The sequence below is a fragment of the Xanthobacter autotrophicus ATCC 700552 genome, assembly GCF_043194565.1.
Classification (GTDB): Bacteria; Pseudomonadota; Alphaproteobacteria; order Rhizobiales; family Xanthobacteraceae; genus Xanthobacter; species Xanthobacter autotrophicus_F.
Map to the genome: position 1 here is coordinate 215,490 of NZ_JBAFVS010000001.1, position 21,243 is coordinate 236,732.

The 21,243-nt window shown below is 69.7% G+C and carries 18 protein-coding genes; 13 read left to right on the forward strand and 5 right to left on the reverse strand.

Annotation, left to right across the window (positions count from 1 at the left end):
* Nucleotides 1-88: 88 nt before the first annotated feature.
* Entirely contained in the window at nt 89-520 is a 432-nt protein-coding gene (locus V5F48_RS01065; protein ID WP_394039208.1) for an OsmC family protein, read from the forward strand.
* A gap of 20 nt (nt 521-540) precedes the next feature.
* Here V5F48_RS01065 and V5F48_RS01070 read toward each other — a convergent pair whose 3' ends face one another.
* On the reverse strand, nt 541-1,551 hold the full coding sequence (locus V5F48_RS01070; RefSeq protein ID WP_394039210.1) for an LLM class flavin-dependent oxidoreductase: 1,011 nt from the start codon (nt 1,549-1,551) through the stop codon (nt 541-543).
* Between the two features lie 162 nt (nt 1,552-1,713).
* Entirely contained in the window at nt 1,714-2,610 is an 897-nt protein-coding gene (locus V5F48_RS01075) for a LysR family transcriptional regulator (RefSeq protein WP_394039212.1), read from the reverse strand.
* 68 nt (nt 2,611-2,678) lie between these two features.
* On the opposite strand from V5F48_RS01075, the gene V5F48_RS01080 reads away from it, so the two are divergent.
* The 10 genes from V5F48_RS01080 (at nt 2,679) to V5F48_RS01125 (ending at nt 15,549) form a co-directional block, all read left to right on the forward strand.
* Nucleotides 2,679-3,482 (forward strand): MBL fold metallo-hydrolase, encoded by an 804-nt coding sequence (locus V5F48_RS01080; protein WP_394039214.1) that lies wholly within the window; start codon nt 2,679-2,681, stop codon nt 3,480-3,482.
* 117 nt (nt 3,483-3,599) lie between these two features.
* Nucleotides 3,600-4,286 carry a VIT1/CCC1 transporter family protein gene (locus V5F48_RS01085; protein WP_394039216.1) on the forward strand — a complete coding sequence of 229 codons (687 nt, stop codon included), beginning with the start codon at nt 3,600-3,602 and terminating at the stop codon, nt 4,284-4,286.
* 180 nt (nt 4,287-4,466) lie between these two features.
* Nucleotides 4,467-5,159: a gamma-glutamylcyclotransferase gene (locus V5F48_RS01090; protein WP_394039218.1), complete on the forward strand. Its 693-nt coding sequence runs from the start codon at nt 4,467-4,469 to the stop codon at nt 5,157-5,159.
* Between the two features lie 670 nt (nt 5,160-5,829).
* The gene (locus V5F48_RS01095; RefSeq protein ID WP_394039220.1) at nt 5,830-6,138 is read left to right on the forward strand and encodes a DUF485 domain-containing protein; all 309 of its coding nucleotides are present in this window, start codon (nt 5,830-5,832) and stop codon (nt 6,136-6,138) included.
* Complete coding sequence (locus tag V5F48_RS01100; protein ID WP_394039222.1) at nt 6,138-7,877, forward strand: cation acetate symporter; 1,740 nt, start codon at nt 6,138-6,140, stop codon at nt 7,875-7,877. The genes V5F48_RS01095 and V5F48_RS01100 overlap by 1 nt, the downstream gene beginning before the upstream one ends.
* A gap of 353 nt (nt 7,878-8,230) precedes the next feature.
* Nucleotides 8,231-9,694, forward strand: a complete 1,464-nt coding sequence (locus tag V5F48_RS01105; protein WP_394039224.1) for a putative nucleotidyltransferase substrate binding domain-containing protein — start codon at nt 8,231-8,233, stop codon at nt 9,692-9,694.
* Nucleotides 9,691-10,086: a hypothetical protein gene (locus tag V5F48_RS01110; protein WP_394039226.1), complete on the forward strand. Its 396-nt coding sequence runs from the start codon at nt 9,691-9,693 to the stop codon at nt 10,084-10,086. Before V5F48_RS01105 ends, V5F48_RS01110 begins: the two co-directional genes overlap by 4 nt.
* Nucleotides 10,083-12,917, forward strand: coding sequence for an ATP-binding protein (locus V5F48_RS01115; RefSeq protein WP_394039228.1), 2,835 nt, complete (start codon nt 10,083-10,085; stop codon nt 12,915-12,917). The genes V5F48_RS01110 and V5F48_RS01115 overlap by 4 nt, the downstream gene beginning before the upstream one ends.
* Nucleotides 12,914-13,393, forward strand: a complete 480-nt coding sequence (locus V5F48_RS01120) for a response regulator transcription factor (RefSeq protein WP_394039230.1) — start codon at nt 12,914-12,916, stop codon at nt 13,391-13,393. The genes V5F48_RS01115 and V5F48_RS01120 overlap by 4 nt, the downstream gene beginning before the upstream one ends.
* The gene (locus V5F48_RS01125) at nt 13,390-15,549 is read left to right on the forward strand and encodes a 3'-5' exonuclease (RefSeq protein ID WP_394039232.1); all 2,160 of its coding nucleotides are present in this window, start codon (nt 13,390-13,392) and stop codon (nt 15,547-15,549) included. Before V5F48_RS01120 ends, V5F48_RS01125 begins: the two co-directional genes overlap by 4 nt.
* Before the next feature lie 16 nt (nt 15,550-15,565).
* Here the strand turns inward: V5F48_RS01125 and V5F48_RS01130 are convergent, their stop codons facing one another.
* The 3 genes from V5F48_RS01130 to V5F48_RS01140 form a co-directional block, all read right to left on the reverse strand.
* The gene (locus tag V5F48_RS01130) at nt 15,566-17,188 is read right to left on the reverse strand and encodes an ABC-F family ATP-binding cassette domain-containing protein (RefSeq protein WP_394039234.1); all 1,623 of its coding nucleotides are present in this window, start codon (nt 17,186-17,188) and stop codon (nt 15,566-15,568) included.
* 216 nt (nt 17,189-17,404) lie between these two features.
* Nucleotides 17,405-18,886: an ATP-binding protein gene (locus V5F48_RS01135; protein ID WP_394039236.1), complete on the reverse strand. Its 1,482-nt coding sequence runs from the start codon at nt 18,884-18,886 to the stop codon at nt 17,405-17,407.
* Nucleotides 18,883-19,605: a response regulator gene (locus V5F48_RS01140; RefSeq protein ID WP_394039238.1), complete on the reverse strand. Its 723-nt coding sequence runs from the start codon at nt 19,603-19,605 to the stop codon at nt 18,883-18,885. The genes V5F48_RS01135 and V5F48_RS01140 overlap by 4 nt, the downstream gene beginning before the upstream one ends.
* A 396-nt stretch (nt 19,606-20,001) precedes the next feature.
* On the opposite strand from V5F48_RS01140, the gene V5F48_RS01145 reads away from it, so the two are divergent.
* A complete protein-coding gene (locus tag V5F48_RS01145; protein WP_394039240.1) occupies nt 20,002-20,274 on the forward strand; it encodes a hypothetical protein in 273 nt (90 codons plus the stop codon).
* 360 nt (nt 20,275-20,634) lie between these two features.
* Nucleotides 20,635-21,105, forward strand: coding sequence for a Cys-tRNA(Pro) deacylase (gene ybaK, locus V5F48_RS01150; protein ID WP_394039242.1), 471 nt, complete (start codon nt 20,635-20,637; stop codon nt 21,103-21,105).
* The last annotated feature ends 138 nt before the right edge of the window (nt 21,106-21,243 follow it).

The window sequence follows — 21,243 nt, forward strand, 5'->3', positions numbered from 1 at the left end:
CGTTGCCAGGGACGCGCCTCGGCCACCCGGGGCCAAAGTCGGAGCCGAGCGGCCCGGCGCCGCGCCCCGATAACCTGAGGAGACCAACATGGCGATCATCCGCACCGGCTCGGCCCAGTGGAGCGGCGGCATCAAGGACGGCAAGGGCGCGATCTCCACCGAGAGCGGCGCGCTTTCCGCCTATCCCTACGGCTTCGCCAGCCGCTTCGAGGGGCAGAAGGGCTCCAATCCCGAGGAGCTTCTGGGCGCGGCCCACGCCGCCTGCTTCACCATGGCGCTCTCGCTCATCCTCGGCGAGGCGGGCCTCACCGCCACCGACCTTCAAACCTCCGCCAAGGTGTCGCTGGAGAAGATGGAGGCGGGCTACGAGATCACCGCCGTGGACCTCACGCTGGTGGGCACCGTTCCCGGCGCCACGCCGGAGCAGTTCGCGGAGCTGGCCGGCAAGGCCAAGGCCAACTGCCCCCTGTCCAAGGTGATCCGCGCCGCCATCAGCCTCGACGCCACACTGAAGGGCTGAGGGTCAGCGCCGCTTCGGCCTCACGCCGCCGATTTCTCCCAGTCGGCGGCGTGGGGCACCGCGTCGGCGATCATGCGGTAGGAGGCGAGGCGCTTTTGGTGATCGAACACGTCGGAGACGATCATCACCTCGTCCACCCCCGTCTCGGCCACGAATGCGTCGATGCCGGCGCGCACGGTCTGCGGGCTGCCCACCACGGAGCGGGAGAGGAAGCGGGCGGCCTGCGCCTTCTCCATGGGGGACCAATAGGTCTCGATATCGTCGATGGGCGGCTGGCTGAGGCCGCGGGCACCGCGGAAAATGTCCGCCACCGACATCTGCTGCGTGGTGGCGAGGTGGCGCGCCTCCTCATCCGTCTCGGCGGCGATCACGTTGAGGCCGGCCATGGCATAGGGCCGGGCGAGCTGCGCCGAGGGCTGGAAGCGGGCGCGATACAGCTCCAGCGCCGGGATCAGGTCCGCCGGCGCGAAATGGGAGGCGAAGGCATAGGGCAGGCCCAATGCTGCCGCCAGCTGCGCGCCATAGGTGCTCGATCCCAGGATCCACAGGGGCACGTTGGTGCCGGTGGCGGGCACCGCGAACAGGGACTGGCCCGGCCCGGCCTCGGCCAGATAGGCCTGAAGCTCGATCACGTCATTGGGGAAATGGTCGGAATTGGTCAGCGAGCGCCGCAGCGCCCGCATGGTGTTCTGATCGGTGCCCGGCGCCCGGCCAAGGCCGAGATCGATGCGGCCGGGGAACAGCTGCGCCAGGGTGCCGAACTGCTCGGCGATGATCATGGGCGCGTGGTTGGGCAGCATGATGCCCCCCGCCCCTACCCTTATGTGGCGGGAGCCGGCGGCCACATGGGCGATGACCACCGAGGTGGCGGCGCTGGCGATGCCCTGCATGTTGTGGTGCTCGGCCACCCAGAAGCGGCGATAGCCCCACCCTTCCGCGTGGGCCGCCAGATCGCGGGCATTGTCGAGGGCGTCGCGGGGGCCGGACCCCTGCCGCACCCGCACCAGATCGAGAATGGAAAGCTGCACCATGAGACCCTGCCTCCACCGCGCTGCCGCCGCATCCGGCGCCAGACTTCAGGACGGAGAACGCGTTGCCCGGCCCGCCCCGCACGCGCGCCGGCGCGTGCTCCAGCGGATCGCCCCGCCCTTCAGATAGGAACGCCGGCCGCGCGGTAAAAGGCTGCCCGCGCCTCAATCGTCCGAACCCGAAAACAACGCGGCATCCGCGTGGAACAGCGCGACGAGGAAATCCCGCACCGCGCGCACCGCGCCGTCGTCGGCGCTCAGGCGATTGGTGAGGAGGAACAGCTCGCGCGTCGGCGGCAGCGGCGCCAGAGGCACGCTCACCAAAGTGTCCTCCCCCGCCCCGATGAAGTGGGGCAGCAGGGCGATGCCATGGCCGGCCCGGACGGCGATGGCCTGGGTGGACTGGGTATTGGCGCGCACCGCCAGCCGCGCCCGGGGGAAATGCCGGGCGCGGAACGCCGCCTCCGGCAGATGGGCATTGGCCTCGTCGAAGCCGACGAAGACCGGCGCCGCGCCGGCCGCGATCCGGCCGCGCCAGTCCGGCGTGCCGTAATAGCCGAAGGCCAGGGTGGCGAGGCGCAGGGCGATCACGTCCGCATCCTTGGGGACGCCGAGGCGCAGGGCGATGTCGGCCTCGCGACGGGCAAGGCTCGCCAGCCGCCGCTCGGACACGATCTCCAGGTCGATGGCGGGATGACGCTGGGTGAGGGCCGCAAGGCGCGGCACCAGATAGAGGTCGGCGAGGCTCGGCGTGGTGGCGATGCGCACCAGCCCGCCCAGCGGCCGCGGCTCCTGCGCGCGCAGCAGGCGGCGGGCGGCCTTCTCCATGGCGTCGGCCGCCTCCAGCGCGCGGGTGCCGGCCGGGGTCAGGCCATAGCCGTCCGGCCGGCGCTCGAACAGCTTCTCCCCCAGCGCCTGCTCCATGGCGGCGACGCGCCGGGCCACGGTGGCATGATTGACACCCAGCGCCCGCGCCGTGGCCGACAGGCTGCCGTGCCGCGCGAGCGCCGCGAAGAAGCGGGCGTCCTCCCAGTCCAGTGCTGTGCGATTTCGATCAGCCATTGGGCGATAATAGCGGATTTTCGCGGAGCTCGTAGGGCGGCAGTCTCCGCGCGAAACAGGAGCCCCCCATGACCAGCCCGTCCGGCGACCTCACCCTCACCCTGATCGGCGGCCCCACCGTGCTGATCGAGACCTGTGGCCTGCGCCTCATCACCGATCCCACCTTCGACCCGCCCCGCCTCTACCAGACCGCCCCTGTCCACTTCGAGAAGACCGTCGGCCCCGCCATCGAGGCCGAAGGGGTGCTGCCGCTGGACGCGGTGCTGCTGAGCCACGACCAGCACCTCGACAATCTCGACCATTCCGGCCGCGCGCTGCTGCCCAGGGCGGGCGCGGTCTTCACCACGCCGGCCGGCGCCACGCGGCTGGGCGGGGATAACATCCTCGCCCTCGCCCCGTTCGAGACGACCACGCTCGACCTGCCGGGCAAGGGAGCGGGCAACGGACCGGGCCGGCTGTTCATCACCGCCGCCCCGGCCCGCCACGGCCCGCCGGGGATCGAGCCCCTTTCCGGCGATGTGGTGGGCTTCCTCCTCGGACGCGACGCGCCGGGGGACCTTCTCTATGTCACCGGCGACACGGTGTTCTACGAGGGCGTGGCCGAGGTGGCGCGGCGATTCTCGCCCCGGGTGGTCATCGTCTTCGCCGGCTCGGCCGAGCCGCGCGGCCGCTTCCACATGACCATGGACGCCAACGACGCCCTGGAAACCGCCCACGCCTTCCCCAAGGCCACCCTGGTCGCCGCCCACACCGACGGCTGGGTGCATTTCAAGGAAAGCGCCGTGGAACTGGCCGCCGCCTTCGCCACCCTCGGCATCGCCGATCGGCTCGTGACGCTGGAGCCGGGCCGTCCACGGGCGTTCGCGGCGTGAGGAGGGGCGCGCGCCTTCCCTAGAGGCAATAGGAACTGCGTCATATCCTGTTGCATTCAAAGGCGTATGCAGGTCGTGACCCCGGCAGAATCGGCGCCGGACGCAGGGAGAGACGGCATGCACCGGGAAAACCACCTCATCGCCCGCATCGGCTGGCTGCGGGCGGCGGTCCTCGGCGCCAATGACGGCATCATCTCCACGGCGAGCCTCGTGATCGGCGTCGCCGCCGCCTCTGCCTCGGCCAGCGAACCTTTGGTGGCCGGCGCCGCCGGCCTCGTGGCGGGCGCCATGTCCATGGCGGCGGGGGAATATGTCTCGGTCAGCTCGCAGGCCGATACCGAGGCGGCGGACATGGCCCGCGAGCGCAAGGAGCTGGCCGAGCAGCCGCGCGCGGAACTCGCGGAACTGGCCAAAATCTATGTGGAGCGCGGCGTCGAGAAGGCGCTCGCCCTCAAGGTGGCCCAGCAGATGATGGCAAAGGATGCCTTCGCCGCCCACGCCCGCGACGAGCTGGGCCTGAGCGAACACATGGTGGCGCGGCCGATCCAGGCGGCGCTCACCTCCGCCGGCACCTTCGCCGCCGGCGCCGCCCTGCCGCTGGTGCTCACCGCCATGGCGCCGCAAGGCGCGATCCCGCTGGTGGTGGCGGGCGGCTCGCTCATCTGCCTTGCCGTGCTCGGCGCCGTGGGCGCCCGCATCGGCGGGGCCGGACTGCTGACGCCCACGGTGCGCGTCACCTTCTGGGGGGCCTTCGCCATGGCCGTCACCGCCGCCATCGGCGCCCTCATCGGCCACGCGGTCTGACGCCGACGAGGCTCGTGCAGGCGCGGGCTCGTGCAGGCGCCGCGTGGGCTTTCACCGGTTCCGGTCTTCGACCGCCGCCGCGCCGGCCGTTTGGCGCAATCGCCGTTTGCAGCCTTGCATCTGGCCGGCGAAGCGCCGCCTTCGCATTGGCGCAGTTCGTGCTTATATCCCCGCATCACCATGAAGATCCAAGAGCTGACCCGCGAACTGATCGAATCCGGGGGCATCGACGCCATCGCGGCACGGGATGCCCCGGCCCTGCGCGTGCTCACCGACGAAGAGCGCGCCGCCTCGCTGCGCGCTACCCTGGATGCGCGCCCGGATGGCGACGCCTGGCTGTTCGCCTATGGCTCGCTGATCTGGAACCCCACCGTGCACGCGCAGGAAAACCGCACCGCCCGCATCGAGGGCTGGCACCGGGCCTTCTGCCTCACCACCCTGATCGGGCGCGGCACCACCGACAACCCGGGCCTGACGCTGGGCCTCGACGAGGGCGGCGCCTGCCACGGTGTCGCCTTACGCATCGACGAGGCGATCCTGGAGCGCGAGCTGTCCATCCTGTGGCGGCGGGAGATGCTGTCGGGCGCCTATGTTCCGCGCTGGCTGGACGTTTTCGATGCAGATGGCGCGCGCTTCGGCTGCGCCATCTCCTTCACCATCGATCGCAGCAGCTGCCAATATGCGGGCGGGCTGGCCCGCACCGAAATCATCCACCGGCTGGCCCATGCCTGCGGTGCCATCGGCTCGGCAGCGGACTATCTGTTCCAGACCTGCGCCGGGCTGCGGTCCCTCGGCATCCCCGACCCCGAGCTGGAGGCGCTGGCCGAGGAGGTCGCCGCCGCCCTCGGCGAGAGGTCGGCGCGGGAGGGCTGAGGCCGTCCCGCCGGTTTGGGTTGCCCCCGGCCTCGCAGCAGAGCGATGGGCAGCGGCTCGCCGGAAAGGTGCGCCACCAGATTGGCCCAACACGAGCGAGGTTCGCCATGGCCTGGCGGATCCCGCCGGTGGCGCCGGCCCTGTGGGGCGTGAGCACCACCTTGGGAAAGGCCTGTGGGGCGTGAGCACCATGTCGGGGAGGCCGAAGAAGCGGTCCGGCGCCCGGAAATCGAACACCGCCGAAATGATGCGAACGACGGCAACGAATAGAGCCGGCTTCACCCGAGCCCCCGCCCGCTACCGCGCAGCGCGGGGCATGCCCGGTTGGTTTTAATACCAATGGCGGATCGTTGAGTTGTTTCACCCGAAAGTATAAGATTGCCGTGGCTTTGGAAAAACCAGTCCTGAGCTGCTCGAACGCACCTGCAATACGCAGAAAACGCAGCTTAAACCGCTGATTTGAAGCGATTCTTCACCCCGGAAGCGGCCTTGTGCGGTGCGGGAGCCTGCCGCAGGAGTATCGCCGAAAGTACGGTATCTCCCCAACTAGCGCCGGGCGCGCCGCTGGTCCAGATTGCAGGCGCGGCGTGTGGCTCGTCCAAGCCCGACGTCATCCACGATAACAATCAGGTCCGCGGAACAGCCGTGGACCGCTAAGGGAGGGGCTCCGATGGACGCATCTCTGGCCGCGCGCATTGCGGCCGACCCCAATTACCAGAAGCTGAAGGCGACGCGCTCGCGCTTCGGCTGGACACTCACTTTTGCGATGCTGGTCGTTTATTACGGCTTCATCCTGCTTATTGCCTTCAATAAAGGCTTTCTCGCCACGCGCATCGGCTCGGGCGTGATGACATGGGGTATTCCCATCGGCTTCGGCGTGATCGTCTTCACGATCCTCATCACTGCCGTCTACGTCCGGCGCGCGAACAGCGAGTTCGACGATCTCTCCGAGAAGATCAAGCAGCAGGTGCTCAAGTGATGTCGACGCACGCTTTCATCGGCAAGGCGTCGCGCCTTGCGGGCCTCGCCGCCCTCGCGCTTGCCGCACTGGCACCCACGGCGGCCTTCGCGGCCGAGGCCATCGGCGCCTCGGAGAAGCAGGCCACCAACTGGACCGCGATCGCCATGTTCGCGATCTTCGTGGTCGGCACCCTCTTCATCACCAAGTGGGCGGCATCGAAGACCAAGTCGGCGGCCGACTTCTACACCGCCGGCGGCGGCATCACCGGCTTCCAGAACGGCCTCGCCATCGCCGGCGACTACATGTCCGCGGCCTCGTTCCTCGGCATTTCCGCGGCGGTGATGATCTCCGGCTTCGACGGCCTGATCTACTCCATCGGCTTCCTCGTGGGCTGGCCCATCCTCACCTTCCTGATGGCGGAGCGCCTGCGCAACCTCGGCAAGTTCACCTTCGCCGACGTGGCCGCCTTCCGCTTCGCCCAGACCCCGGTGCGCGTGTTCGCGGCGTCCGGCACGCTGGTGGTGGTGGCCTTCTATCTCATCGCCCAGATGGTGGGCGCCGGCCAGCTCATCAAGCTGCTGTTCGGCCTCGACTACTGGATCGCGGTGGTGATCGTCGGCGCGCTGATGATGGTCTACGTGCTGTTCGGCGGCATGACCGCCACCACCTGGGTGCAGATCATCAAGGCCTGCCTGCTGCTCGGCGGCGCCACCTTCATGGCGCTCATGGTGCTGTGGCGCTACGGCTTCAGCCCCGAGAACATGTTCGCGGCGGCGGTCGCCGTGAAGACGCAGATCGCCACCGCCAAGGGCGCGGCCCCGGCGGCGGCGGAGGTGGCGGGACAGTCCATCATGGGGCCGGGCACCTTCATCAAGGACCCGATCTCGGCCATCTCCTTCGGCATGGCGCTCATGTTCGGCACCGCCGGCCTGCCCCATATCCTGATGCGCTTCTTCACCGTGCCCAGCGCCAAGGAAGCGCGCAAGTCGGTGATGTGGGCCACCGGGTGGATCGGCTACTTCTATCTGCTCACCTTCATCATCGGCTTCGGCGCCATCACCTTCGTCCTCACCAATCCCGGCTTCCTCGACGCCAAGGGCGCTCTGGTGGGCGGCAACAACATGGCGGCGGTGCATCTGGCCCAGGCGGTCGGCGGCAACATCTTCCTCGGCTTCATCTCGGCGGTGGCGTTCGCGACCATCCTCGCGGTGGTGGCGGGCCTCACCCTGTCGGGGGCCTCGGCGGTGTCGCACGACCTCTATTCCACGGTGCTGAAGAAGGGTAAGGCCGACAGCGCGGCGGAACTCAAGGTCTCGCGCATCACCACCATCTGCCTCGGCATCCTGGCGGTGCTGCTGGGCATCGCCTTCGAGAAGCAGAACATCGCCTTCATGGTGTCCCTGGCCTTCGCGGTGGCGGCCTCGGCCAACTTCCCGGTGCTGTTCATGTCGGTGCTGTGGAAGGATTGCACCACCCGCGGCGCGGTGATCGGCGGCTTCCTCGGGCTCGCCTCCTCGGTGATCCTCACCATCCTGTCGCCGTCGGTGTGGGAAGCCACCCTGGGCAACCCGGTTGGCTCGGCGCCGTTCCCCTATACCTCGCCGGCGCTGTTCTCCATGACGTTCGGCTTCGTCGGCATCTGGCTGTTCTCGATCCTCGACAACAGCCCGCGGGCGAAGCTCGACCGGGCCGGCTTCCCGGCCCAGCAGGTGCGGTCCGAAACCGGCATCGGGGCATCGGAAGCCTCGGGTCACTGACCTGATATCTGCGGCCCATGAGCCTGGCTCATGGGCCGCAGATACAAGCCCGGGCCGCAGGCACAAGCCGGCGCCCGCGCGAGTTCCTCCCGGCACCGCAAACCAGGACAGCCGGATCAACACCCCCCGGTTCGGATGCGGAGCAGGTCCGGTGGACCCGGCAGGACCGGTTCATCCGCCTCTCAAGCCAAGCGACGCAGGCGACGCGAAGAGCCCCGCTTGCCGGTCGCTTCGGACACACTCCGCCCCCCAGCCCGCCCGGAACCGGGCGGGTTTCGACGTTGAAACCACCGGCCCCGGCCTCCGACCCGAGCCGGGAGAGTCTCGCTCAGGCGCCGCGCGGGCTAAGATCAATGTCCCAGGATTCAGGCCGACCAGCCGTTGATACAAGCCGGGAGCGCCGCGAGTTCATCTCGCTGATGACCTCGCGGGTGCGCGACGTGTTCCTGCGCAAGCCGTTCTACGTGGACGGGGCCATGGACCTCGTCAGCCTCTGCCGCGCCCTGTCCGAGCGCGGGCTCAGCGAAGCTTTGGTGCGCGACGGCGGCCGCATCGGCATCTTCACCACCACCGACCTGCGCGACGCGCTGCTGGGCGAGACCCCGCCCGCCCGCCTGCCGGTGCGGGAGGTGGCAACCTTCGACCCCTGGTCCGTCAGCCCCGACGCCGAGCTGTTCGAAGCCCTCATCCTCATGCTGCGCCACCGCATCCATCGGGTGCTGGTGCGCGAGGGGACGGATGAAGCCGGCATCGTCGGCGTGCTCGGCCAGCTCGACCTCATGGCCTTCGTCGCCAACCACTCCCATCTCATCGCCCTGGAGGCCGAGCAGGCCACCAGCCTCGACGAGTTGAAGGCCGCCGCGCGCCAGATCGACAGCCTCGTCGGCGTGCTCGATGCCGACGGCGTGCGGGTGGAGGTGATCGCGGCGCTGGTGGGCGAACTGAACCGGCAGGTGTTCCGCCGGCTGTGGGAGATGCTGGCTCCGGACGCGCTTCGCGCCAACTCCTGCCTCATCGTCATGGGCTCGGAGGGGCGCGGCGAGCAGATCATCAAGACCGACCAGGACAACGCCCTGCTTTTGGCCGACGGCTTCGCCTGCGACGACCTCGACGACATCACCGCGCGTTTCACCGCGGCGCTGATCGATTTCGGCTATCCGCCCTGCCCCGGCGGCATCATGCTGAGCCGGCCCCTGTGGTGCCAGAACGTGTCCGCCTTCAAGGACACGCTGCGGCAGTGGATCCACGGCGGCGATCGCGAGGGGCCCATGAATCTCGCCATCTTCCTCGATGCCGCCCCGGTGGCGGGGGACGCCGCGCTGCTGAAGGCGGCGCGCGACCACGTGGACTTCCTGATGATGAACGACGCCGGCTATTTCGCCCGCTTCGCCCAGGCGGTGGAGCGGTTCGGCGAGGGCGGCGGCTGGTGGACGCGCCTGCCCGGCCTCACCGGGCGTGCGGCCGCCGAGATCGACATCAAGAAGCTGGGCATCTTCCCGCTGGTCCACGGCACCCGCGCCCTGGCGCTGGAACATCGCATTCCCGCGCTGGGCACCGCCGACCGGCTTCAGGCGCTGGTGGCCACCGGCCACATGGAGGCGAGCTTCGCCCGCGACCTCACCGACGCGCTGCGCCTGCTCATCTCGCTCAAGCTCGCCAACAACCTGCGCCAGATGGCGGACGGCCGCCCCCCCGGCAATGCCATCCGCCTCACCGATCTTGGCACGCTGGAACGCCAGGCGCTGAAGGAGGCCCTCGCCATCGTGCGAGGCTTCAAGCAATGGCTGTCCCGGCACTACCGGTTCGACGCCCTGTGACCCCGGGCGACCAGACCCCGGGCGACCCGAATACGGGCGACCCGTCCCCACCCCCGCCGGCGCCTCCTGCGGCCGCGGAAGCGCACGCCCCCCCGGAGCGCGGCCCGCGCCCGCAGATCCTGCTGGCGCTGTTCGGCGTCGGCGTCCTCGCCTTCAACTTCCCGCTGCTCATGGTGTGGGACGCGGATGTGAGCGTGCTGGGCCTGCCGCTCCTGCCGGTGGCCCTGTTCGCCATCTGGGCGGGGCTGATCGCCGCCCTCGCGGTGGCGAGCGAGCGCCGGCCCAAGGCCGCGTCCCCGATCTGGCCCCCGACACTGCCCCTGCGAGAAGGGCCGCAGCGGCCCCCCGCGCAGCACTTTCCGGCGCAGCACCCCCCGATGGAGGCGCCATGATCTCCGCGCCCGTGGTGGTGGGCGCGGCGGTGTTCTACCTCGCGCTCCTGTTCGCCGTCGCCGCCTTCGCCGACCGGCGCGCGCGAGAAGGCCGCTCGATCATCGGCAACGCGTGGATCTATGCCCTGTCGCTGGCGGTCTACTGCACCGCCTGGACCTATTTCGGCAGCGTCGGGCGTGCCGCCGCGACGGGCGTGTGGTTCCTGCCCATCTATCTTGGGCCCATGCTCGCCATGCTGCTGGCGTGGGTCGTGGTGCGCAAGATGATCCGCATCGCCCACACCTACCGCATCACCTCCATCGCCGATTTCATCGCCAGCCGCTACGGCAAGAGCCCGCTGGTGGCGGCGCTGGTCACGCTCATCACCGTGGTGGGCATCGTTCCCTATATCGCGCTGCAGCTCAAAGCGGTGTCCTCCGGCTACGTGCTGCTCACCGGGACCGCGGGCGGCGGGGCGAGCGTGGCCTGGTGGCAAGACGGCACGCTTTTGGTGACGCTGGCGCTGGCCCTCTTCACCATCCTGTTCGGCACCCGCCACCTCGACAGCGCCGAGCGGCACGAGGGCATGGTGGCGGCGGTGGCGTTCGAATCCCTCGTCAAGCTGGTGGCCTTCCTCGCCGTGGGCCTATTCGTCACCTACGGCCTGTTCGACGGCATGGCCGACATCTGGGCGCGGGCCAAGGCGGTGCCCGAGCTTTCATCCCTGCTGCGCCTCGGCGGCGAAGGCGGTGCCGGCGCCTTCGGCTATGCCCAGTGGTTCACGCTGACGCTGCTCTCCATGCTGTCGGTGCTGCTGTTGCCGCGCCAGTTCCAGATGATGGTGGTGGAATGCGTGAACGAACGGCACCTGAAGCGCGCCGCCTGGGTGTTTCCGGCCTATCTCCTCGTCATCAACATCTTCGTGCTGCCGCTGGCGCTGGGCGGCATGCTGCTGTTCGGCCAGCATGGCGCGGACCCGGAAACCTTCGTGCTCTCCCTGCCGCTGGCGAACGGGGCCACGGGGCTGGCGCTGTTCGCCTATGTGGGCGGGCTCTCCGCCGCCACCGGCATGCTGATCGTGGAGACCATCGCCGTCTCCACCATGGTCTGCAACGATCTCGTCATGCCGGCCCTGCTGCGGCTCAAGACTTTCGGCGCGCGCGCCGGCGGCGACCTCACGGCGCTCATCCTCAACATCCGCCGCGCCGCCATCCTCGTTATCCTGCTTCTGGGCTACCTCTATTTCCAGGTGGCGGGGGAGGCCTATGCGCTGGTCTCCATCGGCCTCATCAGCTTTGCCGCCGTGGCCCAGTTCGCCCCCGCCCTGTTCGGCGGCATGTACTGGCGCGAGGCCACCCGCGCCGGGGCGCTGGGGGGCCTCGCCGGCGGCTTCCTGGTGTGGGCCTACACCCTAATGCTGCCCTCGGTGGCGAAATCGGGATGGATCGACGACGCTTTCCTCACCCACGGCCCGTTCGGGATCACCGCCCTCGCCCCGGAACGCCTGTTCGGCCTCGCCGGCCTCGACAACCTCTCCCACGCCCTGTTCTGGAGCCTCACCGTCAACGTCGCCCTCTATGTGGGCCTGTCCCTGTGGCGCGCACCCTCGGGGCGGGAGGCGAGCCAGGCGCTGCTGTTCGTGGACGTGTTCGCCCGCGGCCAGGCCACGGGAACCGCCGGCGCGGCCGACCCGGTGTTCTGGCGCGGGCGCGCCCGGCCGGCCGACCTGATGGCGCTGGCGAGCCGCCTGCTCGGCCCCGACGCCGCGCGCCAGATCTTCGCCGAGCACGCCCACGAGAGCGGCGTCGCCGTGGGCACCGACCTCACCGCCGACGCCCGCCTCGTGGACAAGGTGGAGCGGCGCCTGGCCGGCGTGGTGGGCAGCGCCTCGGCGCGGGTGCTGGTGGCGGCGGTGGCGGAGGAAGAGCCGCTCAGCCCCGCCGACGTCATGGAAATCCTGAACGAGGCCTCGCAATTGCGCGTATATGCGCTGGCGCTGGAGGAGAAATCCCGCTCGCTGGAGATCGCCTCGGCCGAATTGTCCGCCGCCAACGCCCAGCTACGCACCCTGGACGAGCTGAAGGACGACTTCGTCTCCTCCGTCACCCACGAATTGCGCACCCCGCTCACCGCCATCCGCGCCCTGTCCGAGCTGATGCTGGACGCCCCCGACATGGAGGAGCCCCAGCGCCAGGAGTTCCTCGCCATCATCGTGGGCGAGAGCGAGCGGCTGGGCCGGCTGGTCAATCAGGTGCTGGACATGGCCAAGCTGGAATCCGGCCATGGCGAATGGCACAGCGCCGACGTGGACATGCGCCGCCTCGTCCGCGACGCCGTCACCGCCACCACCGAGCTGGCGCGCGGCCGGGGCGCCGAAATCCTGTTCGAGGCCCCGGAGGCGGTGCCGACCCTGCGCGCCGACCCGGACCGGCTGACGCAGGTGATGCTGAACCTCATCTCCAATGCGGTTAAGTTCGTCCCGGCCGAAAACGGGCGCATCATCGTCAGCCTTGAGGTGGACGGTGACGGCCTCACCGTTCGGGTGAAAGACAATGGACCGGGGGTACCCGAGGGCGAGCGCGACACCATATTCGAGAAGTTCCGTCAGGGTGGCGACGCCCTGACCCGCCCCCCCGGCACCGGGCTGGGGCTTCCGATCAGCCGCCGGATCGTGGATCATTTCGGCGGCAGGATGTGGCTGGAGAACCAAGACGGCAGCGGGGCGTGCTTCGCGTTCCGACTGCCCTTCCAGCCAGATGCCGGTGCGGAGGGGCCTGGCCCTGCCGCATCCGAACCCGCAGGCACGGTGGAAACCGCGGCCGGCGGCAACAAGAGGGAGGAAACGCCATGATTCCAGAATCCAGCCCTGCCCCGAGCATCGGCGCCGTCGCCTGCACCAAGGTGCTCATCGCCGACGACGAGCCCAATATCGTCGTCTCGCTGGAATTCATGATGAAGCGCGAAGGCTTCGACGTGCTGGTGGCCCGTGACGGCCGTCAGGCGCTGGACGCCATCCGCCGCGAGCATCCGCGCCTCGTTTTGCTGGACGCCACCATGCCCGGCATGTCCGGCTTCGACGTGTGCGAGGCGGTGCGGGCCGATGCCGACGTGCGCTCCACCTGCATCGTCATGCTCACCGCCAAGGGCCGCGAGACCGACATGGCGCGCGGCGTGGGGGCGGGGGCGGACGCCTATGTCACCAAGCCCTTCTCCACCCGCGATCTGGTGCAGCAGGTGAAGGACATGCTGGCCAAGGATACGGCCGCGCGGGAATTGGCCACGGCCAGCGCAGCGGCGGGCGAAATGCCGAAGGACCTGCCGGCATGAGCTTCGACCGGCGCCTGGCGCTGATTGTCCTGGCGCCGGGCGCACTTCTTGGCCTCTGGCTGCTCGGCGGCGCCGGCCTGCTTTTCTCGACGCTGGACCCCGCCGACCGGACGGCCATCGCCGATGCCATCGCCCCCCTCGTCGACAGCCACGGCATGCTGCTGGTGCTGTGGTGGTTCGTGGCCGCCCTCGGTGCCGGGGTGCTCGCCCAGCGCCTTTATGCCACCTATGGGGAGGCCCCGGCCCGCCTCGCCGACGCCACCCGGGTGCTGGCCGGCGACGCCGCCGCCCCGCCGCTGCCCCCGCAGGCCGGCGCCGGCATGGGCGCGCTGGCCGAGGCCATCAACGCCCTCGCCGGCCAGCGCCGCGCCCTTGAGGACGACATGGCCCGCCTCGTGGCCGACGCCAGCCGCGACGTGGCGCTCCAGCGCGACCAGCTCGCCGCTTTGATGGCGGAGCTGGAGCAATCGGTGGTGGTGCTCAATCTCGAAGGGCGGATCCTGCTCTACAATGCCCGGGCGCGCGCCCTCTTCCGCCATCTGTCGCAGGCGCCGGGGGGCGTGGCGGGCGCCGAGCTGATCGGCCTCGGCCGGTCCATCCATGCGGTCATCGACCGCGCCCTCATCGATCATGCGCGGGAGGGCATCGCCCGGCGCATCGCCCGCGGCGACGCGCGCGCCTCGGCGCGCTTCGTGACCACGACCCCCCTCGGCCACCTCATCCAGGTGTCGCTCGCCCCGGTGCGCGCGGCGGCGGACGACAAGGGCGACGTTACCGGCTTCGTGCTGCTGCTCGACGACATCACCGACGAATACGAGGCCCGCTCGCGGCAGGACAGCCGCTGGCTCGACCTCTCGGAAGCGAGCCGGGCATCCTTCGCCAGCATGCAGGCCGCCCTCGACATGCTGGACTATCCGGATCTGGAGCCCGCCGACCGGGAGCGCTTCCAGGCCGTGGTGCGCGACGAGGTGGGCGCCATGAGCCACCGCCTCACCACGCTGGCCGCCGACGCCTCCCACGACATGAAGACCCGCTGGCCGCTGCAGGACATGCTGGGCGCCGACCTTGCCGCCGCCGCCGCGCAGCGCATCGCGGCCGAGACCGGGCAGGAGGTGGACACCAGCGCGGTGGACGCCGACATCTGGCTGAGCGTGGACAGCTTCGCCCTGATCCAGGCCCTCGCCTTCCTCGCCGCCCGGCTGACGGAGGCGCTGGAGGTTCCCAGGCTCGCCCTGCGCCTGGCGCCGGCCGGCGGCCGCGCCCATCTCGACCTGGTGTTCCGGGGCCCAGCTCCCGGCCTCGACCTCGCCGGCTGGCAGACCCGCCCCATGCAGAGCGGGGATGCCCCCTCCCCCCTCACGGTGCGGGACGTGGTGGAGCGGCACGGCGGCGAGCTGTGGCTGGAGCATGCCCGCGACGGCTCGGGCGCGCTGTTCCGCTTCCTGCTGCCGGTGGCCGCCGGCACGACGCCGCAGGTGCCCGCTCCCGGCGAAAGCCGCCCGGCCTATTACGACTTCGACCTGTTCGCCGCGAGCGCGCAGAGCCGCGAGAGCGACGAGCGGCCGCTGGGCGAGATCGCCTATACGGTGTTCGACACCGAGACCACCGGCCTTGACCCCGCCGGCGGCGACGAGATCCTCCAGATCGGCGCCACCCGCATCGTCAACGGCCGGCTGCTCGGCAGCGAATGCTTCGACCAGCTGGTGGACCCCGGACGCTCCATCCCGGAGGCCGGTATCGCGGTGCACGGCATCCGCCCGGAGATGGTGCGCGGCAAGCCGACCCTGCTGCGGGTGCTGCCCGCCTTCCACGCCTTCGCCGCCGACACCGTGCTGGTGGGCCACAATGTGGCCTTCGACATGCGCTTTTTGACCCTCAAGGAGAACGCCAGCGGCGTGCGCTTCGACCAGCCGGTGCTCGACACCCTGCTGCTCGCCGCCATCGTCCATCCGGGGGAAGAGAGCCACGGCCTGGAAGCCATGGCGGCGCGCCTCGGCGTCGCCGTCTCGGGCCGCCATACGGCGCTGGGCGACGCGCTGGCCACCGCCGAGATCTTCCTGAAGCTGCTGCCGCTGCTGCGCGCACGCGGCATCCTTACCCTGGGGCAGGCCCGCGCGGCGGCGCAGACCTCCTATTACGCCCGCCTGCGCTACTGATCGCTTTCTCGCCGGATCAGGTGCGCAGGCCGGGGGCCTCCTGGCCGGTGCGGGCCACATATTCCGTATAGCCGCCACCATATTGGTGGATGCCGTCGGGGGTCAGTTCCAGCACCCGGTTGGACAAGGCGGCGAGGAAATGCCGGTCGTGCGAGACGAACAGCATGGTGCCCTCATAATCCGCCAGAGCGGCGATCAGCATTTCCTTGGTGGCGATGTCGAGATGGTTGGTGGGCTCGTCCAGCACCAGGAAGTTGGGCGGGTCGTAGAGCATCCGCGCCATGGCGAGGCGGGCCTTCTCGCCGCCCGACAGCACCCGGCAGCGCTTCTCGGCATCGTCGCCGGAGAAGCCGAAGCAGCCGGCGAGCGCCCGCAAGGCGCCCTGCCCGGCCTGGGGAAATGAATCTTCCAAAGTCTCGAATACGGTGCGCTCGCCCTCCAGCACCTCCATGGCGTGCTGGGCGAAATAGGCCATCTTCACGCTGCCACCCACCGCCACCGTGCCGGCGTCCGGCGCCGTGGTGCCGGTCACCAGCTTCAGCAGGGTGGACTTGCCGGCGCCGTTCACGCCCATGACGCACCAGCGCTCGCGGCGGCGCACATGGAAATCCAGCCCCTCGTAGATGGTGCGGCTGCCGTAGCTCTTGTGCACGCCCTTCAGGCTCGCCACGTCCTCGCCGGAGCGCGGCGCGGGCTGGAACTCGAACGACACGCTCTCGCGGCGGCGGGGCGGCTCCACCCGGTCGATCTTGTCCAGCTTCTTGACCCGGCTCTGCACCTGCGCGGCGTGGGAGGCGCGGGCCTTGAACCGCTCGATGAACTGGATTTCCTTGGCCAGCATGGCCTGCTGGCGCTCGAACTGGGCCTGCTGCTGCTTCTCGTTCAGCGCCCGCTGCTGGGCGTAGAATTCATAGTCGCCCGAATAGGTGGTGAGCGCGCCGGCGTCGATCTCCACGATCTTGGTGACGATGCGGTTCATGAAGGCACGGTCGTGAGAGGTCATCATCAGCGCGCCGTCGAAGCCCTTCAGGAAGGCCTCGAGCCAGATCAGGCTCTCGATGTCCAGATGGTTGGACGGCTCGTCCAGCAGCATCACGTCCGGGCGCATGAGCAGGATGCGGGCCAGCGCCACCCGCATCTTCCAGCCGCCGGAGAGCTTGCCCACGTCGCCGTCCATCATCTCCTGGCTGAAGCCGAGCCCGGCCAGCACCTCGGCGGCGCGGCCCTCCAGCGCGTAGCCGCCCAGTTCCTCGAACCGGCCCTGCACCTCGCCGTAGCGCTCGATGATGGCGTCCATCTCGTCGGCGCGCTCGGGATCGGCCATGGCCGTCTCCAGCTCCTTCAGCTCGGCGGCGACGACGCTCACCGGGCCGGCGCCGTCCATCACCTCGGCCAGAGCGCTGCGGCCTTCCATCTCGCCCACGTCCTGGCTGAAATAGCCGATGGTGATGCCGCGATCGACGCTCACCTGCCCCTCGTCCGGGGGTTCCTCGCCGGTGATCATGCGGAACAGCGTGGTCTTGCCGGCGCCGTTGGGGCCGACGAGGCCGATCTTCTCGCCCTTCAGCAGCGCCGCCGAGGCTTCGATGAAGACGATCTGCTTGCCGTTCTGCTTGCCGATATTGTCGAGGCGTATCATGCGCGGGGATCTCGGGGAGATAAGAAGCTTGAGCGCGCAAATAGGCCATCGGGCGCCCGCGGGAAAGGGCGCGCCGGCCACGCCCGCCGGCCGAAACGCCCTTGCCGTGCCGGCGCGCCGCCCGCCAACGCAGACAGCGCCTAAGAGCAACATATTGAGAATGCACAAGAAACTGTGAATGAGGCGACCCTGGGGAAGGCCGGCATTCGCCTCAGGTCACGAGGTCGCGGCAAGGCCGTGCGGCAGGGACCCGGATCGCTCCGGGGTCCCCAAATCGGGCACGGCCCCGCTGCCGGCCAGGGGCAGGCTGAAGATGGCGGTGAGCCCGCCCCCCCTGTTGGCGAGGGTCACGTCGCCGCCGTGGCGGCGTGCCACCGTGCGGACGATGGCAAGGCCCAGGCCATGGCCGCCGGTCTCCCGGCAGCGGGAACTCTCCAGCCGGAAGAAGGGGGCGAACACCTGCTCCTTCAGCTCCTCTGCAATGCCCGGCCCGTCATCCTCCACCACGATCAGGGCGGCATCGCCGCTGCGCTCCACCCGCACCCGCGCCCGCTCGCCATAGCGCACCGCATTTTCCACCAGGTTGCGGCAGGCGCGGCGCACCGCATCCGGCCGGCAGCGGCAGCCGACCTTGGGGGAGTCCTCGAACGTGACGTCCCAGCCGATCTCGGCGAGGTCGTCGCACAGGCTTTCCACCAGGGCGGACAGCTCCACCGTGCGGGTCGCCTCGGCGGTGGCGTCGGCGCGCACGAAGGCAAGGCTGGCTTCCGTCATGCCCTGCAGCTCGGCGATGGTGCCGAGCATCTTCTCGCGCAGGTCGTCGTCGGCAACGAACTCGGCCCGCAGGCGCAGGGAGGTGAGCGGCGTGCGCAGATCGTGGCCGAGGGCCGCGAGCATGCGGGTGCGATCATCCACGAACCGCGTCAGGCGTTCCTGCATGCGGTTGAAGGCAATGGCCGTCACGTCGTCCGGGCCGCTCTCGGGCAGGGGATCGATCTTCTCACCCCGGCCAAGCGCCTCCGCCGCGTGCGCCAGCCGCCGCAGCGGCCGCGTGATACCCTGCGCGGCCACCACCGCGAGTATGCAGAAGAAGACGCCCGCAAGGGCGAGGAAGGTGACCGAGCGGGTGGTCCAGAACCCCTCGGGGCCGGGCTTCACGAATACCGCATTGAGCCACGAACCGTCGGACAATTGCGTGGCGATGCCCATGCCGCTGGCGCCATCCAGATAGATGAACCGGGCCAGGTTGGGCAGCGGCCAGACCTCCTGCGACAGCCCCATCCACTCCGGCGAGCCGCCGGCGTGCGGCTCCTTCGGCGGCTGGGACGCCTGCGAGGCATCCTCGCCCGCCCCGCCATGACCGGGAAAGTAGACGCGCGGCAACGGCCGGCGCAGTTCGCTCCAGGCGGCGCTGCGCCATTCAGCCGGCGGCTTCGGCGCTGCCGGCGAGATCCAGTAGCGCGTGAGTGTGGTGGCGCTGGCGCGCAAAATGTCGCCCTGCAGGGACGGTGGCGTGGCTTCCAGCACCCGCACCAGCGCGGCGCAGCGGCTCAGCATCTCGCCCTTGGCCACCTTGCGCATGGACTGGCCGTGCTGGTCCCACGAGATCGAGAACGCCACCACCTGCGACAGGGCGAGAATGACCAGGGTGAAGCAGATGAAGCGCGCGGCGAGGCTGCGCCGGAACAGGCGGATCATGAGCGTTCCACCTCCGCTGCAAGGCTGTAGCCGCCGCCCCAGTGGGTCTTGATGAGGGCGGGCACCTTGGGATCGGCCTCGATCTTCTTGCGCAGCCGACTGACCTGGTTGTCGATGCTGCGATCGAACGGATCGGCGCTGCGCCCCGCCGTGAGGTCGAGCAACTGGTCGCGGCTCAGCACGATGCCGGGATGGTCGAGGAAGGCGCACAGGAGCCGAAACTCGGCAGTGCTGAGCGGCACGGCCACGTCGTCCTCGGCCATCAGTTCGCGGCGACCCACGTCCAGCTTCCAGCGGTCGAAGCGCAAGGTCTTCGCCGTGATATGCCCCTTCTGCGGCGGCAGGCTGTGGACACGGCGCAGCACCGCCTTGATGCGCGCCAGCAGCTCGCGTGGGCTGAAGGGCTTGGTGAGGTAGTCGTCGGCGCCGATCTCGAGGCCGACGATGCGGTCGGTCTCCTCCGCCATGGCGGTGAGGAGGATCACCGGCAACTCGGTGGTGCTGCGCAGGAAGCGGCACAGGGACAGCCCGTCCTCGCCCGGCATCATCACGTCCAGCACCACGAGATCGGGCGCGGCCCCGCGCTCCAGCTGCCGCCTGAGCGCCGCCGCGCTGTCCGCGAGGCTGGTGCGATAGCCGTGCTGGGTCAGGTACTTGCCGACGAGATCGCGGATGTCGCGGTGGTCGTCCACGATCGCGATATGGGGTGCGCTGTCCATTCCTGCTGCTCCTTCAAGGACCATAGGCCGGGCGCGCGCATTGCCCACTGCAAAAGTGTACCAGACTGTAACCGTTCACGGATTTGGGATCACAGGCGGCCATCTGGCGCGCGGGAGGGGCGCTTTCGCCTTTGCCCGCGCCCGTTTCGCGCTCCACCGCCGCCTGTGCCGAAACCCTGGCCGGGGTGGCGGAAGCCGCCCATCGACCGGCCCCGCGGGGCGCAAGTGTACCGGCCTGTGTCGTGGACGCCGGACGCGACATTTGACGACGATCGGGGCGGTTTGCGGAGACAGTTCTGCGACAGGCGCCCCCTAGGGTCTGGGCATCGGGCAGCACGCCCGTGCTTCGGCAGCACGCCTGCCTCGACAGATTGCGATCACATAAGGAAACAATCCATGCGTCATCTGCTCATCGCCGCCGTTTCGGCGCTCGCTCTCACCTCCACCGCCCTCGTGTCTACCGCCCTCGTCTCCACCGCCGCCGTGGCGCAGGAGAACGGCCAGAACACCGCGCGGGAGACGCCCCGCGCCTATGCCCCCGCCACCCACCAGGACAGCAAGGCCACCCAGCCCTTCAACGTCTTCTCCGGACAGAAGGACCAGCAGACCATCACCGAGCAGGACCGCCTGTTCCTGGAGCAGGGTGACCGCGGCCTCGGCAACGGCTGAGGCCCGGCCCGGTGGGGGCGGTCGCATCCGAGGCCGCCCTCAGAGCCGGATCCGGCTCCAAGCTTAAGACGAGAGAATCAGACGGGTACGCCCCGCGGATGGACTGCTTCCGGCCACGTGCCGCATCGAGGCAAGCCATCTGCGGGGTGTGCCCGTTTTACATGACGGTGCGGACCACGATCCGCACTTTCGCGGACGTGAAATCCGGCGCCGCCGCCCTGCAGGTTCATCGCCACGGGGGCGACCTGCATCTGGCCCGCGTGACGCATCCTCCCAAGGCAACCTTCCCCGTCCCGCTTCCCAAGTCCGGCCGCGCGGACCAACATGGGTGCCCACCGGATCAGGACGGGATGTGTGGGGATGTCGAAGACGCGGGCGACCAAGATGCTGGAGCAGGCGAAGATCGCCTTCACCGTCCACAGCTACGATTATGACCCCGACGCGGACCGCATCGGCATCCAGGCCGCCGAGGCCCTGGGGGAGACGCCGGCGCGCGTGCTGAAGACGCTGATGGCGCTGGTGGACGGCAAGGCGGTCTGCGTGATCGTGCCGTCAGACCACGAGGTCTCCATGAAGAAGCTGGCCGCCGCATTCGGCGGCAAGTCGGCCCAGATGATGAAGCCGGCCGACGCCGAGCGCATGAGCGGCTACAAGGTGGGCGGCATCAGCCCCTTCGGACAGATGAAGACGGTGCCCACCGCCATGGAAGAGCAGGCGGTGCACCACGACGCGGTCTTCATCAATGGCGGCCAGCGCGGGCTTCAGGTGCGCCTCAACCCGCGCGCAGCGGCCACACTGCTCAATGCCGCCGTGGTGGCGCTGGTGGCGTGAACGGCCGCGGACCACGGCCGCGGACCACGACCGACCCAGGCGAGGCTCGGTGACGTGATGGCGCGTACGGCCTAGTTCGGCTTCCCATGACCGGCGACGCGCATTGACCCGGGGCAGGGGATATGCGTTCCTTCGCGC